General features: G+C 32.3%; 17 protein-coding genes. 9 read left to right on the top strand and 8 right to left on the bottom strand.

The features are described from left to right. Window positions 1-236: 236 nt before the first annotated feature. Window positions 237-878, bottom strand: coding sequence for a protein-L-isoaspartate(D-aspartate) O-methyltransferase (locus tag NLJ00_RS15730; RefSeq protein WP_256634493.1), 642 nt, complete (start codon window positions 876-878; stop codon window positions 237-239). A 118-nt stretch (window positions 879-996) separates the two neighbouring features. Here NLJ00_RS15730 and NLJ00_RS15725 point away from each other — a divergent pair, with 118 nt between their 5' ends. The 9 genes from NLJ00_RS15725 to NLJ00_RS15685 all read left to right on the top strand — a co-directional run bounded on the left by NLJ00_RS15725 (window position 997) and on the right by NLJ00_RS15685 (window position 9,527). Beyond that, the gene (locus NLJ00_RS15725; protein ID WP_256634492.1) at window positions 997-1,992 is read left to right on the top strand and encodes an RDD family protein; all 996 of its coding nucleotides are present in this window, start codon (window positions 997-999) and stop codon (window positions 1,990-1,992) included. 108 nt (window positions 1,993-2,100) lie between these two features. Next, the gene (locus tag NLJ00_RS15720) at window positions 2,101-3,066 is read left to right on the top strand and encodes a Gfo/Idh/MocA family protein (protein ID WP_256634491.1); all 966 of its coding nucleotides are present in this window, start codon (window positions 2,101-2,103) and stop codon (window positions 3,064-3,066) included. Between the two features lie 92 nt (window positions 3,067-3,158). Further along, window positions 3,159-4,046 (top strand): 3-hydroxyacyl-CoA dehydrogenase family protein, encoded by an 888-nt coding sequence (locus NLJ00_RS15715; RefSeq protein WP_256634490.1) that lies wholly within the window; start codon window positions 3,159-3,161, stop codon window positions 4,044-4,046. Window positions 4,047-4,055: 9 nt separating this feature from the next. Further along, window positions 4,056-4,598: a hypothetical protein gene (locus NLJ00_RS15710; protein ID WP_256634489.1), complete on the top strand. Its 543-nt coding sequence runs from the start codon at window positions 4,056-4,058 to the stop codon at window positions 4,596-4,598. 45 nt (window positions 4,599-4,643) lie between these two features. Then, window positions 4,644-5,315 (top strand): YggS family pyridoxal phosphate-dependent enzyme, encoded by a 672-nt coding sequence (locus NLJ00_RS15705; protein ID WP_256634488.1) that lies wholly within the window; start codon window positions 4,644-4,646, stop codon window positions 5,313-5,315. An 85-nt stretch (window positions 5,316-5,400) separates the two neighbouring features. Next, window positions 5,401-6,762, top strand: a complete 1,362-nt coding sequence (locus NLJ00_RS15700) for an exonuclease domain-containing protein (RefSeq protein WP_256634487.1) — start codon at window positions 5,401-5,403, stop codon at window positions 6,760-6,762. Between the two features lie 30 nt (window positions 6,763-6,792). Then, complete coding sequence (locus tag NLJ00_RS15695; RefSeq protein WP_053472153.1) at window positions 6,793-7,632, top strand: ion transporter; 840 nt, start codon at window positions 6,793-6,795, stop codon at window positions 7,630-7,632. 153 nt (window positions 7,633-7,785) lie between these two features. Continuing rightward, entirely contained in the window at window positions 7,786-8,706 is a 921-nt protein-coding gene (gene miaA, locus NLJ00_RS15690) for a tRNA (adenosine(37)-N6)-dimethylallyltransferase MiaA (protein WP_256634486.1), read from the top strand. A 74-nt stretch (window positions 8,707-8,780) separates the two neighbouring features. Continuing rightward, window positions 8,781-9,527, top strand: a complete 747-nt coding sequence (locus NLJ00_RS15685; protein WP_256634485.1) for an acyl-[acyl-carrier-protein] thioesterase — start codon at window positions 8,781-8,783, stop codon at window positions 9,525-9,527. Window positions 9,528-9,891: 364 nt separating this feature from the next. Here the strand turns inward: NLJ00_RS15685 and NLJ00_RS15680 are convergent, their stop codons facing one another. From NLJ00_RS15680 to coaE, 7 genes are all read right to left on the bottom strand, one after another. Then, window positions 9,892-10,419, bottom strand: coding sequence for a tetratricopeptide repeat protein (locus NLJ00_RS15680; protein ID WP_256634484.1), 528 nt, complete (start codon window positions 10,417-10,419; stop codon window positions 9,892-9,894). Beyond that, window positions 10,406-11,095, bottom strand: coding sequence for a peptide chain release factor H (gene prfH / locus NLJ00_RS15675; protein ID WP_256634483.1), 690 nt, complete (start codon window positions 11,093-11,095; stop codon window positions 10,406-10,408). The genes NLJ00_RS15680 and prfH overlap by 14 nt, the downstream gene beginning before the upstream one ends. Beyond that, window positions 11,083-11,694, bottom strand: a complete 612-nt coding sequence (locus NLJ00_RS15670; RefSeq protein WP_256634482.1) for a hypothetical protein — start codon at window positions 11,692-11,694, stop codon at window positions 11,083-11,085. The genes prfH and NLJ00_RS15670 overlap by 13 nt, the downstream gene beginning before the upstream one ends. Window positions 11,695-11,706: 12 nt before the next feature. Continuing rightward, complete coding sequence (locus NLJ00_RS15665) at window positions 11,707-13,098, bottom strand: RtcB family protein (protein WP_256634481.1); 1,392 nt, start codon at window positions 13,096-13,098, stop codon at window positions 11,707-11,709. A 731-nt stretch (window positions 13,099-13,829) separates the two neighbouring features. Then, the gene (locus NLJ00_RS15660; RefSeq protein ID WP_012025443.1) at window positions 13,830-14,546 is read right to left on the bottom strand and encodes a response regulator transcription factor; all 717 of its coding nucleotides are present in this window, start codon (window positions 14,544-14,546) and stop codon (window positions 13,830-13,832) included. A gap of 3 nt (window positions 14,547-14,549) precedes the next feature. Continuing rightward, window positions 14,550-16,136, bottom strand: a complete 1,587-nt coding sequence (locus NLJ00_RS15655) for a sensor histidine kinase (protein ID WP_053472145.1) — start codon at window positions 16,134-16,136, stop codon at window positions 14,550-14,552. 59 nt (window positions 16,137-16,195) lie between these two features. Further along, a complete protein-coding gene (gene coaE / locus NLJ00_RS15650) occupies window positions 16,196-16,792 on the bottom strand; it encodes a dephospho-CoA kinase (protein WP_256634480.1) in 597 nt (198 codons plus the stop codon). Window position 16,793: the final 1 nt, after the last annotated feature.

The raw sequence follows: 16,793 nt of genomic DNA, 5'->3' as shown, positions 1-16,793 counted from the left end.
ATTCCGTAGGAATGTTTCATCGGTAGAAAAAATAGCAACCACCCAAATTTACACGTTCCGTAGGAATGTTTGATATACCTAATTATTTAAAATAATATCAAAATCAAACTTTCCTATGGAACGTATAAACATTAACAACAACATAATTTTCTACCAATGAATTGTTCCTACGAAACATATATGTTGTTGAATACTAAAAAGGGCTGTCTCGATTTCTGACACAGCCCTTAAATTTTTTAATTTTTATCTTCTAATAAAGGAACAAATCTAAACTCTCCAAACTCATGTTTTTCAAATTGAGTTTCGTTCTTTCTAATTAACAAAGTCATAATCTGAACGTCTTCTCCAAGCGGAATTACCAGCCTTCCTCCTACTTTTAACTGTGCCATTAATGGCTGCGGAATAAATGGTGCACCTGCCGTTACAATAATACTGTCAAACGGAGCATAATGTGGTAAACCTTTATAACCATCACCAAAAGAAACATGTTTAGGGCGAATGTTTAGTTTTGGAAATAAAATTGAAGTCTGCTTAAACAATTCATTTTGTCTTTCGATAGTATATACTTTTGCGCCCAAAGCAAATAAAACTGCAGTTTGGTAACCTGAACCGGTTCCAATTTCCAGAATTTTATGGTCTTTTTTTACTTCTAACAGCTGCGATTGAAACGCCACAGTGTACGGCTGCGAAATAGTCTGCCCCGCGCCAATAGGAAAAGCCTTATCCTGATAGGCAAAATCTTCAAAACTTGAATTCAAAAAAAGGTGTCTTGGGATTTTTTTTATCGCATCCAGAACCGCTCTGTCAGTAATTCCTTTTTGTTCTAAAGTGCTTACTAATTGATTACGAAGTCCTTGATGTTTGGCAGTGTCTTTCAAAATGGGTAGGTTTTATTTTCGCAAAAATAAGAAAACAAATCATCAATTATCAAGTACTTTTTAATCATTTAATTTCTATTTTTGGTCAAAACTTAATTTTTAGTAAATCTAATATTTTATGAAGAAAGCAATACTCCTTTTATCTTTATTTTTTTCGTTATCAGGAATCATACAATCAATTGTTTTCTTATTCATAAGATCTGAAAAATTTTTAGAATTTATAGTTTTTACAAATATTACACCTTATTATTTTTCAGGTTTAACTGTTATGATTGAAGTTGAAAGAATTAATCAGTACACATCAACCTCTGCATCATTAGGGTTATTAAATTTATTTTTTTACTTGTCTTTTTTATTTGGAACTATAATTTATTTTTTCTCAAAGTATAAAGAAACTAAATTGTTGCTATTCAATTTTAGTTTAATAATAATTAGCGAAATAAGAAGTTTAGTATTTTTTCTTTTTGCTTTTGAAGATTGGACAAACTCGTATATAACATATAGAATATCAGGAATAACAATTACAATAGTATATATACTTTTGTCTTATTTTATTATAAATAGATATTTGAATACTAGCGAAGAAATAGTATCAGATCAGGGCTATTTACAGAATTCATCAAAATACAGACGTTTTTGTAATTACATTATTGATGGAGGCTTTATAATAGTTATAGCTTTAGGTATTATTGAATTTGCAAAAAACAACAATACTTATATGTCCTTTTTTAATGGTTTAAAATCTATTTTTGGAGATAAATTGGGGCTTTTGATTTTTATATCTTTGGTTAAAATTATTTATTATTTAACGTATGAATCAATTTTCAGGTCGACGCCTGCTAAATTCTTAACCGGCTGTTATGTCACAGATGAGGAAGGAAATCCGCCTACTTTTTCAATAATTTTAAAACGAACTTTATTTAGATTAATTCCCTTTGAAAGTTTATCTTTTTTGATGGGCAAAAATTTGCATGATGACTATTCCGATACGTATGTTGTCAATAAAAAAACGAATAGCATAATTGAAAATCGCTATTCACAATTTTTAGCAATCGCATTTGGCATCTTATTAGTGATCTATTTTTGTCTGTCAAACAAAAACATATTTAATTAATTTATAAAAAATCAAAGATTTCTTTTTAATTACCAAATCACTAAATCTTTATTACATTCATTTTCACGTTCGACAAATAAATTATATTTTTGTTTAAAATACATTCTCATGTTAAAAGTAGGAGTTTTAGGTGCTGGTCATCTTGGTAAAATACATTTACGCTTATTACAACAATCTGACAAATACGAATTAGTTGGATTTTACGACGAAAATCAAGAAAATGCCGAAAGAATCTCAAAAGAATTTGGCTATAAAAATTTCAGTACAATTGCAAAACTTATACACGCTGTCGATGTAATCGACATTGTAACTCCAACACTTTCTCACTATAAATGTGCAAAAGTGGCAATTAAATCAGGAAAACATATCTTTATTGAAAAACCAATTGCCAATACTGTTGAAGAAGCTGAAGAAATTATCGCTTTAGCAAAAGAATACAACGTAAAAGGACAAGTTGGTCATGTTGAGCGTTTTAATCCCGCTTTTATCGCTACAAAAAACATGATCGAAAATCCGATGTTTATTGAAACACATCGTTTAGCTGAATTTAATCCGCGTGGTACAGACGTTCCTGTAGTTCTGGATTTAATGATTCATGACATTGATGCTATTTTAAGTGTTGTAAAATCAAAAGTAAAAAATATTAATGCAAGCGGCGTTTCGGTTATCAGCGAAACTCCTGATATTGCCAATGCCCGAATCGAATTTGAAAATGGCTGCGTTGCCAATTTAACTGCCAGTAGAATTTCTTTAAAGAATATGCGTAAATCACGTTTCTTTCAAAAAGACGCTTACATTTCAGTTGACTTTTTAGAGAAAAAATGTGAAGTCGTTCGTATGAAAGATGCACCGGAAGTTCCTGGAGATTTTGATATGATCCTGCAAAATGCCGAAGGTGTTAAAAAACAAATCTATTTTACAAATCCAGATGTAGAGCAAAACAACGCAATTCTTGACGAATTAGAATCTTTTGCAAATGCTATAAACACAGATACAACTCCGGTTGTAACGCTTGAACAGGCAACAGATGCATTGCGTGTTGCTTATCAAATTATTGATTGTTTCGATAAATAATATAAAAATATAACTCATTATTTTTAAGGTTTAAAGCTGGCAGAAAAGCCACTTTAAACCTTAACTTTTAAAATTTAAATACCAAAAACAAAATGAAAACTATAGCTGTAATTGGTGCAGGAACAATGGGTAACGGAATTGCTCATACATTTGCACAAAGCGGATTTACTGTAAAATTAATCGACGTTTCTGAAAAATCATTAGATAAAGGAATGGCAACTATTGCGGCTAATTTAGACCGTATGCTTGCAAAAGGAACAATTACGCAGGAAGATGTTGCTAAAACAATCACTAATATTATTACTTATACTGATATTAAAGACGGCGTTGTTGGTGCTGATTTAGTTGTAGAAGCTGCAACTGAAAATGTAGAATTAAAACTGAATATTTTCAAGCAATTAAACGAAGCTTGTTCTCACAATACCATTTTAGCAACCAATACTTCTTCAATTTCAATTACACAAATTGGTTCTGTTGTTGCACATCCAGAACGTGTTATCGGAATGCACTTTATGAATCCGGTGCCAATCATGAAATTAGTTGAAATCATTCGCGGTTACAACACAAGCGATGAAGTAACTAAAATCATCATGAATTTATCTGAGAAATTAGGTAAAGTTCCTGTTGAAGTAAACGATTATCCGGGCTTTGTAGCAAACAGAATTTTAATGCCAATGCTAAACGAAGCAATCGAAACGTTATATAATAAAGTTGCCGGAGTTTACGAAATTGATACCGTAATGAAATTAGGAATGGGACACCCAATGGGACCACTTCAATTAGCTGATTTTATTGGCCTTGATGTTTGTCTTGCTATTTTAAACGTAATGTACGAAGGTTTCAAAAATCCAAAATATGCTCCTTGCCCATTATTAGTTAATATGGTTAGAGCCGGAAAATTAGGAGTGAAATCTGGAGAAGGTTTTTATGATTACAGCGAAAGTAAAAAAGCAGAGAAAATCTCTAAGCAGTTTATCTAAAAAATAATTATGAGGAATCTGTTTTTAATTTTTGTTCATTTTACAACAGCAATTTGTATAGCTCAAAACACAAATCCGGATTCTGATAAACAGTTTACAATTAGTCAAATTGATAGTATTTGCACAAATGATATCGATAGTCGAATTTATATTTCAGATGGTAAAACCGGCGGAGAAATAAAAATAGAAAGTTCGAAAAAAACAGAAATAATAAAAGGATCAGGTGGTTTTTCGTATTTGATATATGCATTTCATTTTAATCAGGACTATTACAATACTCTAACAAGAAAAGAACAAAACAAATATAATTTTCGCCAAAATTCCACATTAATAAAAGGAATATACCATTGGGGTATAGGATATGAAAACTTTTATGGAGAAGAAATCACAGGAGAATTTTATTATTTTAAAGATGCATTATTTCACGTAAAAATTAAACTTGTAAAAACTGAAAACAAAAAAGACAACACTCAGATATTAGACTTAAACATTGCAGAGTTGAATGATTCGAAGACCATAAAAAATATCCTTTTGATGGATATGAAAAGCTGAATAAACGAACAAAGCAGTAAAATAATTGAGACTTACAATAAATAGATGAGCATAAAACAAAATTTAAATACAATTAAATCTACTTTACCTGAACACGTAACCTTAGTTGCCGTTTCAAAAACAAAACCTGTTTCGGACTTAATTCAAGCCTACGAAGCCGGGCAGCGTATTTTTGGAGAAAACAAAATTCAGGAAATGACGGAGAAATGGGAACAAATGCCAAAAGACATTCAATGGCATATGATTGGTCATGTTCAGTCGAATAAAGTCAAATTTATGGCACCATTTGTGAGTTTAATTCACGGTGTCGACAGTTTAAAATTATTGCAAGAGATTAATAAACAAGCTTTAAAAAACAATAGAACAATAGATTGTCTTCTTCAAATGTATATTGCCGAAGAAGAAACAAAATTTGGTTTAGACGAAAATGAATTAAATGAACTTTTAACTTCTGTTGAGTTCAAAGAGATGAAAAATATTCGTATCTTAGGTTTAATGGGAATGGCAACCTTTACAGAAGATCAAAATCAAATAAAAAAAGAATTTACCCATTTAAAATCGATTTTTGATTCATTAAAAAATATTGACGGATATGGTAAAGACGCACTGCAGTGCGTCTCTACAATTTCAATGGGAATGTCCGGAGATTATCAACTCGCAATAGAATGCGGCAGCACAATGGTTCGCATTGGAAGCAGTATTTTTGGAGGAAGATAATTTTTCAAATGCCACAATTGTAAGACGCACTACGGTGCACCTCTACAAAAAACTGAATACTAAAAACTGAGACTGAACACTTAATTTGTACGCAATACTAGACATAGAAACCACTGGAGGACAGTTTAATGAAGAAGGAATTACCGAAATCGCCATCTATAAATTTGATGGACATGAAGTAATTGACCAGTTCATAAGCCTTGTAAATCCTGAAATCCCGATTCAGCCTTTCGTAGTAAAACTGACCGGAATCAACAATGCTATGTTACGTTCTGCTCCAAAGTTTTACGAAGTTGCCAAACGCATTATCGAAATAACTACCGACTGCGTTATTGTAGCACACAACGCATCTTTTGACTACCGAATTTTACGAACAGAATTCAGACGTTTAGGCTACGATTTTGAAGCCCGAACACTTTGTACAGTAGAATTAGCAAAAAAACTAATTCCAGAACAACCATCGTACAGTTTAGGAAAACTAGTGCGTGCCCTCGGAATTCCAATGGCCGACAGACATCGCGCCAGCGGAGACGCCATGGCAACCACAAAGCTTTTCAAAATGCTTCTTGAAAAAGACGTCGAAAAAACAATCGTAAAAGACTTTATTAAACTTGAAATCGAAAAAGGAATTGCACCAAAATTCCTGGATCTTTTAAGCCAAATGCCAACTAAAACCGGCGTTTATTACATTTATAACGAAAGCGGAACTCTAATATACATTGGCAAAAGCCAAAATATCAAAAAGAGGATCAATCAGCATTTTACAGGAATCACAACCAAAAGTAAAAAAATACAAGCCGAAGTTTTTACCATAACGTATGATGAAACCGGAAGCGAATTAATCGCACTTTTAAAAGAAAGTCAGGAAGTAAAAATAAACCGTCCGAGATACAATCGTTCCCAGAAAAAATCATTTTTCCCATTTGCCCTTTATTCAGAAAAAGATGCGAATGGTTATTTGAATTTAAAACTTGAAAAAGCTGACGGACGTAAAAAAGAAATTACATCCTATGCTTCTTTACAGGAAGGTAAAAACGCACTTTTTAAATTCACTGCAAAATACCATTTGTGTCAAAAGTTAACCGGATTATACCAAAGTAAAAAAGAGTGTTTTCAATATAAAATAAAAGAATGCGACGGAGCATGTATTGGCGAAGTCACTCCGGAAATTTATAATTTGAGAGTACAGCAGTTTATCTCTGAAAACAGTTTCGAAAACAAAAGCATGATTTTAATTGACAGAGGCCGAAATGTAAACGAAAGAAGCGCTATTTTAATCGAAAACGGAACCTATCAAGGTTATGCTTATTACGATCTTAACTATCAGATTAACAATATTGAAATCCTAAAAAATATCCTAATTCCAATGCCGCATAATCGCGATGTAAAAAACATAATCCAAAATTACATCCGCAAGAGCAAATCTCTTAAAATTCTCCATTTTTAACAAAACAAAACTTTCATTATCTTCGTAGATATGAAAAATAGAAAATCAAAATACGAAACCTTTAGAGAAAAAATCAAAATTATCCTGTATGGTACCAATACCATTTTAGGACGAATGTTTGATTTAGTTCTTTTAGGTTTGATTTTATTGAGCGTTTTATTAATTATGCTCGATACAGTTGAAGGAATTAGTCAAAAGTATCATGAACAGCTGCTTATTTGCGAATGGGCTATTACTGTCTTTTTTACAATTGAGTATATTCTAAGAATTATCTCGATACAAAAACCAATTAAATACATTTTTAGTTTTTACGGAATCATCGATCTACTTGCCGTATTGCCAATGTATTTATCCATATTTTTTCCCGGTGCAAGCATTTTATCAATTGTCAGGGCATTACGTTTTTTCAGATTATTCAAAATATTACATATCCCGCAAATTTCACATCAATCTGCACAACTTAAGGACGCTATAGAAGCCAGTAAAGAGAAAATTCTAGTATTCATTTATTTCGTTCTTATCAGTACCGTAATTATCGGTTCGGTTATGTATTTAGTCGAAGGCAAAGAATCAGGGTTTACCAGTATTCCCATGGGGATTTACTGGACAATAGTAACCTTAACAACAGTAGGTTACGGCGACATTTCACCTCAATCACCTTTAGGACAGTTTATTGCAGCATTAGTAATGATTTTAGGTTATGGAATTATTGCTGTTCCAACCGGAATTGTAACAGCAGAATTTGCAAAAAATACTTTAAAAAACAACACAGTAAGCGGTAAAAAAACATGCAGAAAATGTCAATCGCAATTACATTTTGACAACGCTAAATACTGCTACGAATGCGGAACCCAATTGCCAAATAATTAATTTATGGAGCTAATCCAGCTGTACATTGCAACTCCTCCTTATCTTTGTTGTTTTTTTAAGGCATAAAAGGAGCTTCCGCCGGTCGCTCTTTTACACCAAAAAAAACGAACAAATATAAGTCCGGGGTTTCCATTTCCATCTGGGCTAAAAAATATGAAATACCTAATAACCATTGTCGGACCAACAGCTATAGGCAAAACAGCCTTAAGTATTGCTTTGGCACAACATTTTAAATGCGAAATCGTTTCTTGCGACAGTCGTCAGTTTTTTAAAGAAATGACCATTGGAACCGCAGTTCCCAATCAAAACGAACTTAATTCAGCCCAACATCATTTCATTCAAAATAAATCCATTTTCGAAAATTACACCGTTGGCGATTACGAAAAAGAAGCTTTAGCCAAAATTGAAGAACTATTTCAAACCAATGATTTTGCAATTCTTATTGGAGGTTCAGGATTATACGTCGATGCCATTTTAAAAGGCTTCGATGAATTTCCAGAAATTGATCCAGAAGTCCGTTCCCAAGTAAACTCAAATTACGAAAAACTCGGAATTGAATATCTTCAGGAACAATTAAAAAATCTAGATCCAGAATATTATCAAAAAATAACTTTAGAAAACCCACAAACACTGCAAAATCCACAGCGAATGATGCGTTTTGTAGAAGTTTGTATTGGAGCACAAAAACCTTATTCTTCCTTTTTAAATCAAAAGAAAAACAATAGAGACTTCACTCCTATTTTAATTGGTTTAGACGCTGATAGAGAAATCATTTACACCAGAATTAATCAGCGCGTTGACATTATGATGAACGAAGGTTTACTTGAAGAAGCAAAAGCATTGTATCCTAATAAAGCGTTAAATGCACTTCAAACCGTGGGTTATAGAGAATTATTTAGTTATTTTGATGAAGAATTTACTTTGCCATTTGCCATTGAAGAAATCAAGAAAAACACCCGAAGATTCTCCAAAAGACAATTAACGTGGTTCAAGAGAAATGAAAACACAAAATGGTTTGATTATGCAGCAGATAGAAAAAATATCATAGATTACATAGAAAATCTTCTAAAATAAAATCAAAAATCTTTTTTCTATACTCTATATTCTATCCTCTAAAAAATCTAAAATCAACTATCTAAAATCAAAAAATGCCAATATCTCCAAATTTTACATCCGTTTTAAGTAAAGACTGGGAAATCAATTTCACACAATGCACGCCAACAGGTTTCTTAAAATATACCGATTTGTGTAATATTTTACAATTAACCGCCGCAGCACATTCAGAAATTGGAGGAATTAGTTTTTATGATATGCAGGAATTTCACCAAGCCTGGGTTTTAAGCCGAATGCGCGTTGAAGTTCATGCCTTACCAAAATGGCAGGATGTTGTAACCGTAAAAACATGGATTAACAGTCTGGAAAATTCACGTTCTGTTCGTGCATTAGAAATGTACGTAAACGGGAAAAAAATCGTAGGCTGCGAAACCTATTGGGCAGTTTTCAATACACAAGCGCGTCGTCCTGAAGCTTTGGCATTACCATACGAGCATTTCGAATTATTCCCAGAAAAAAGAGCTACAGAAGAAGGTTTTTCTAAAATAAACATCAATCACGAAAAAGAAGCTGTTTTTGAAAAAACAGTTTATTTATCTGATTTAGACATTGTAAATCATGTAAATAATGTGAAATATCTGGAATGGTGTTTAGATCACGTTGACCCAAAAAGAATCATGAAACAAGAAGTTAAAAGCTTCGAAATGAATTTCATGAAAGAACTTTCGTTAAAAGATAATGTTGTAATTCACGAAAGCGAAGATGACGATCATACAACAGCAACATTCAGTATTACAAAAGGTGAAAAAACTTGCTTTGCTTTGGAGCTGCATTGGAAATAAAATTGCCCACAGATTTAGCTGATTAAACGGGTTAGCGCAGATTTTTAATTTAAAACGTGACTCTGGCAATAGTGAACGGGTGAAGCAATTCGCTGCTAAAACTTTTTGATCTATAAAATTTGAAATTTGTATAGTCCCTACGGGACAAAAAATCATTTCTTTTATAATGTTCTACCGAGATATAATCTCTACGAGATAATTTTATCTTCATTATTTCTAAGTAAAGAACTCCGTTAGGAGTTAAAGATCGGTAGAAAATTAATTTGCGTCACAACAATTAATGTCCCGTAGGGACATCTCTAATATTGTATTCATAAAAAACGATGCGATTCAATAACCGCATCGTTTTTTCTTTCAATCAAAATCATTTCGATTTCTTTTTAGAATCTTTTTTAGATTTCTTTTTCTTCTTTAGCAAATCAATTTTGCCTTCAATTCTTTTTTCTACATCGCTAATATTGCATTCATAAGCAAATTGTAAAGAATGAAGTTTAGCATTTTTAATCTCTTTTAATCCTTTCTTAAACTCATGCTGTGCTTCAAAAAGAATCGCTTTTTTAACGTAAATATCAGATTTATTGATTCCTTTTATCGTTAAAGCAAAATCAATTAATTTCTGTGCTTCTTCATAATCTTCGTTTAAAATTAAAGTCTGCAAATAATACGGATAAACTTCAAGCGCATGAATATTAATTGCTAAAGCTTCCTGAAAATAGGGTTTAGCTTCTTCATAATTCATTAATTGTTCAGCCTGAATTCTTCCGTATAAACACAAAACCATTGTATTTTTTGAATCATAAGAAAAAGCATAATCTAAAGATTCAATCGTTTCTTCAAGAGAATACGGATAATTATCCAAAGCCTGAAAAAGGTATTTATCAATTGTTTTCATTTCTTAAATCGTTTTTTAATTTCTGACGAGTTCCCTTGTAATTTTTCTCTACTTTATTCTTTTTAAAATCACTTCCGGTAAAAACTCTAACAGGATTTCCACGCTCGATATTCAGCTGGTTTTCCCATTGTTTCCCCACGTGATTTTTAAGCTGAACCAGTTTCTCGTCTTCTAGTTTTTTTAATAATCTTTCTGTTGCCAGTTTTTTGTTTTGGTGCTGCGAACGACTGTCCATAGAAACTACTGCGATTCCGGTTGGAATATGCGTTGCCCGAATTGCCGAACTTACTTTGTTTACATGCTGACCACCAGCTCCAGAACTTCTCATTGCCTGATATTGGATATCATTTTCTGAAACTGATGTATTTTTCTGCGGTTCGATTTCAAAAATGCCAATAAACCAGTTCTTGCGTTTGTGCATTTTCCTAAACTGACTCTGACCAATCCACTGAATTGTTCCAATCCAGGATTTTATAAATTGGTCAGTATTTTTTCCTTTTATAGAAATTGAAGCTGTTTCAACCGTTCCGTTTTCTTCTCCAACTTCCCGTTTCAGCAACACAACATCTAATTGTTGATCTTGCGCTTCTTCCAACACTTTTTTAAGCACTTGGGCAACAACCCAAGTGCATTCTGCAGGTCCGCGACCCGCTGTTATTTGAATTATTCTTTCCATTTCTTTAAAATTTTAAGCAGCTTTTCTCTGTTTTTTGCTGCTTTTACAAATTGTGGTAAATGCGCCACTAAACTCGACGTATAATTGACCTTTGAATTTCTTTCTCTTAAACCAGCTTGAATATATCTTTCCAGATAATCAATATGATCCTGATTATAAGCCCAGAAAATGTTACCATCGATTTCTTTTTGAAACCAAAGTGGTAAATTATACCACGTGTCCCTAACTAAACCATCATCAAGTTTTGACTCTATTTTAATTTCATTAATCTTAGGCTTAACTTCTTCCTGAAAATTGCAATGCGGGCATCTGGTTTTATAAATCAAAGGCTTTATTTTAAAGGCCCGAGATTCAAATTCAAATTTCTCAAAGCACTTACTACAATATATTTTTCCATAAGCAACATACTTGAAAATAGGTGGTTTAGATTTAGAAAAACACTGTTTGCATTCAAAATACATCGACTTACATCTACCGCATTTACAATCATCTTTTAACTTTTTTATAATAGCTGATTTAGATTCACATTTTGGGCACTTTACCGAAATTTCATCATCAAAATTTCTCAACCATTTATTTTCATCTTGAAATCTTTCCATAATTTTACTTTTTTAACGATCCATTCTAACAATCTTCGGCGTAAAAGTTCCTAAGACTTCGACCAAATCGGTTTGGTTTGCCATTACTTTTGTAATGTCTTTGTATGCCATTGGCGCTTCATCAATATTTCCACCAATCAAGGTTACATCATTGGCTTTCAAAACCTTTTTGATTTCGCTTTGCGTAAAAGTACTTTTGCATTTTGCTCTCGAAAACAAACGTCCGGCACCATGCGAAGCAGAATTTAAACTCTCTGCGTTTCCTTTCCCTTTTACAATGTAACCCGGAGCAGTCATTGAACCGGGAATAATTCCCAATTGACCTTCTCCTGCCGGAGTTGCTCCTTTTCGGTGCACAATACATTCCTGACCGTTTACCATTTCTTTCCATGCAAAATTGTGATGGTTTTCAATTGTAACCACTACTCTTTTTCCAATCGCTTTGGCAATTCGTCTGTGAATATCATCGTGACAGGCTTTTGCATATTCTCCGGCTAAATTCATTGCCAGCCAATATTCCTGACCATCATGTGTATTCAAATCCAGCCAGGCTAAATGCTGTACATTTTTTGGTAACGGACATTGTTTTGTTGCCAAATAGGTATAATGTTTTGCAATATTTGCACCCAAACCACGAGAACCACTATGTGAAAGGACTGCGAAATATTCGCCTTTTTCAAGCTTCCATTCATTCTCCGGATTATCAATTTTAGCAATTCCGAATTCTACAAAATGGTTTCCTCCGCCTGAACTTCCTAATTGTTTATAGGCTTTTGGTAAAAGATTCTTTAACAGCGGAATATCCTGAAATTCACTTTTATGAAAAACTTCATGATCTACTCTTGAAGCGTGTGTTTCATTCATTCCGAATTTTGTATTGTCTTTTAAAATTGCTTCTAACTGATGTTCTTTTCCTTTGAAATGCGACGCTGGCAAATCAAAAATTGAAAGGCTCATTCGACATCCAATATCAACTCCAACTCCGTATGGAATCACAGCATTATCTGTTGCTAAAACTCCGCCAATTGGCAATCCATATCCTGAATGTGCATCCGGCATTAAAGCTCCGGCTACTGAAATTGGCAGTTTCAACGAATCATACAATTGAAATTTTGCCTGCTGGTCAATTTCATTTTCACCAAAAATAGTAAAAGGAGCTCTTGTTGCTTTAAGCTGATGCATTCTTACCTGAACCGGTTTAATCAAACCTTCGGCAACTTTTCCCCAGGTTCCGTGGCCTTCAAATTTTTCAGGATTCAGCAGAACGTCTTTTGCCTCTGTTAGAATAGATTCCTTTTTTTCTCTTTTTCTATATCTGTTTATCTGCCCTAAGGCGATGTTTATTGAATTGTTCTTTGGAAAACCCAATTTAATCAGGTCTTTTCCAGTTAATTTATTTCCCATAAATTTTTTATAATTATGTTGATGCATAATCAAATCAGATTGAAGCCAATCAAGGATTCAAAATGAAATAAGCATGCGGATTTTTTATCCTTTCGGATAGTTTGTAAAATATTCTTCGGGAAAATTTTGAAGTGTCTAGAATAAAAAAAGCCCGAAACTAAATGTCTTCGGGCTTTTTTATATATCTAAAAATGTATTTCTAAGATTGAAATAAGCCACGAAGAAATGCTGCACCAAATCCGTTTGGTGTGAAGCTTTGTGATGTCAATGTAAGTACAAACATTTTTCTTCGTTTTTAAAGGGTTATTATTTTTTTCGTCTGCAAATATTCAGAATTGTTTTTTGATTTTCCAAATTTATTTTTCAGAAAAGTCGTGTGAAAAATATTTCCGGCATTAAATTCCTCAACAAATAAGAAGTTATTACCTTAAAAATGAGGATAATAACTTCTATAGAAATAAAATTAAAATTTTTAATATTTCATGTAATGTTTGTCATTTCGACTGAAAGGAGAAATCGCACATATATCGACAAAGATTGGCGATTCTCTTTGCGTAGACGCACTGCTGTGCGTCTCTACGATATACATTATTTATAAATCAATCAGAATTTTAAAATGTAGAGATGCACTGCAGTGCATCTAACAAAAGATTGTTGACATTTAATTCCTTTCTAAACATAAAAAAAGCCCTGATTTCTCAGAGCTTTTATATTGTTTTTAGGTGAATTCGTTATTCAGAAACTTTGCTTTTCACAACTAATCTGAAACCTTCTCCGTGAATGTTAAGAATCTCAACATCTTCATCAGATTTAAGGTATTTTCTAAGTTTAGCGATGTAAACATCCATACTTCTTGAAGTAAAGTAGTTGTCATCTCTCCAGATTTTAGTCAAAGCTAATTCTCTTGGCATTAAGTCATTTTCATGAAGAATTAACATTTTAAGCAATTCATTCTCTTTTGGAGACAATTTGATTGGCTCTTCATCCTGGAAAGTCAAGAATCTAAGTTTTGAGTTTAAGTGGAATTTACCAATATTAAATTCAAATTGTACTTGTTCTGCTTTTGTATCAGCTGATTTTCTTTGAATAATCGCTTTGATTTTCATCAATAAAACTTCTGAATCAAAAGGTTTATTTAAATAATCGTCAGCACCAGCTTTGTATCCTTTTAACACATCTTCTTTCATAGATTTTGCTGTCAAGAAGATAATTGGCACTTCGCTGTTCTTTTCTCTAATTTCTTTTGCTAAAGTATACCCATCTTTATAAGGCATCATTACATCAAGAATACATAAATCGTAAACGTCTTTCTTGAATTTCTCGAAACCTTCCATACCGTTTTTAGCTAAAGTAACTTCAAAGTCATTTAACATTAGATAATCTTTAAGAACCGCCCCAAAATTTAGGTCATCTTCTACTAAAAGTATTCTTTTGTTAGTATTTTCCATATTTTAATTTATTAATGGTATTTTTATAATAAAGGTGCTACCTTTTCCTTTTTCGCTTTCAACATATACTTGACCATTATGGTCCTCTACAATTCTTTTTACGTACGCAAGACCTAAGCCGTGCCCTTTTACATTATGAAGGTCTCCAGTATGTTCTCTATAGAACTTCTCAAACACTCGTTTTTGAGCTATCTTACTCATTCCCAAACCATGATCTCTTACTTTTATCAAAATCATGTCTTTTACATTTTCTGTAAAAATTTCAATTTCAGGAGTATCAGGTGAATATTTTATGGCATTCTCTAAAATATTAACCAGAACGTTTGTAAAATGAACTTCATTGATCAAACAAGTCGTTCTTGCTGCGTTATAATGTTTTACTACTGTACCTTTTCTATCTTCTAAAATCAAATTTACATGCTCAATTGCATCGTCAATTACATCAGTTACAACAGTTGGTTCTTTAGTGATATCAAGTTCACGTTTTTCTAGTTTAGAAATACGTAAAACGTTTTCAACCTGGGCATGCATTCTTTTATTTTCATCCCTAATCATTTGAAGATATCTATAGACTTTGTCTTTATCTTCAATAATTTTAGGGTTTCTAATCGCATCAAGTGCTAAATTTATTGTCGCAATTGGAGTTTTAAACTCGTGCGTCATATTATTTATAAAATCTGTTTTGATTTCAGAAATATGTTTCTGACGCAACAATTGATTTAAGGCACTTGTGTATGCAACTATTATAATTAATGTAAAAACTATTGATAAAATAGTAATACTTAATAATTCTGATAGTAAAAATTTCTTTTTATGAGGAAATGTAACTGACAATTCATATCTGCTATTTCCTTCGTTATCAGTATATATCGGAATATTATAAGTTGCTTCTTTATCGTAGTGAAATCCATCCGATTTAATTTTGGTTGGAACACCGCTGCTATAAATTCCAAATTCAAATTTGGTTTTAACTCCGTATTCTTGTAATTCTTTCTTTAAAAGCTTAGAAAGTTTATCTTTAGTAATTCTACCTTCAATTGGAGTTAAGGACGCAATATCTTTATACTGAATTTGCTGCTGAACTTTATTTAAAATATCTAAACTTCCTGATTTTTCAATTGTAAGGTCCGGTATTATACTTTGACCTAAATTGTTATTATCAATTCCGTTATTGTTATTATAAACTTCGGTTACTCTTTTAGAGCTGAAATTCTTAAATCGCTCACTGCTGAATTTTTTATTAAAAAACGATCCGCTTATATCGTAATCTTCAGAAGTCAGCGTATTAGAATAAACAATTGTTTTATTTGTTTTTGCATTTCTTTGTACATAAAACACCTGAAGTAAGTCCTCTTTTTTGGGAATTTTACCTGTGCTGTCTTTTATGCGGTTATATTTATCGTAAAAACTGTATTCTTCTTGCTGTTCAAGCTTGTCAGCTACATTTCCGATAACTTGGGTAACGTGGTATTTAAACTGCTCTTCGTTATTTTTAAATGAAGAGTTAAACCAAAATACCTGCACTAGAATTATCCCTATTAAGGACAAACTCATCAGTAAAACAAGTATTCTAAAAAATAATTTATTCATCGAAACAAAATTAATATTTTAACAATATACTAAATAATACATTAACCAAATATTAACATTTAAGACTGTTTTTGTTTTATTTTCAAAATTTTAAGAATTTCAACTACTTCTTCTTTAGCAATTTTAAGATTACTGTTATTAATTACAAAATTGCTTAAAGAAATTCGTTTTTTATCATCCCACTGCATTTTCATTCTGCTTAAAACGTGTTCGCGTGTGGTATTATCACGCTTCATCACTCTTTCAATTCTTAATTCTTCTGGCGCAGTAACGGTAACTATATAATCAAATTCTTTGTATTTTCCGCTTTCAAATAAAATGGCAGCTTCGTAAACTACAAATGCTTCATTTTTATTTTGAGACAGCCAATGTTGAAAATCCTTTTTTACTGCAGGATGTACAATCGAATTTAAAACTGTTAATTTATCTGCATCATTAAAAACAATATCACCTAATTTTGCCCGGTTTAAAACATTATTTTCAAAGAGCGATTCTCCAAAAGCATTTTTTATTGCAGTAATAATTTCTGCTGACTGCATTATCTTTTTAGCTTCATCATCTGCGATGTAAACAGGAATTCCCATTTCCTTAAAAAAAGCAGTGATTGTTGTTTTACCGCTTCCTATTCCGCCGGTCAAGCCGATAATTTTTGTCATA

It is taken from the genome of Flavobacterium panici (genome assembly GCF_024499525.1).
In the GTDB taxonomy this organism is placed as follows: domain Bacteria; phylum Bacteroidota; class Bacteroidia; order Flavobacteriales; family Flavobacteriaceae; genus Flavobacterium; species Flavobacterium panici.
The sequence above is the reverse complement of the archived record's forward strand: the minus strand, read 5'-3'. Positions and strand labels throughout refer to the sequence as shown.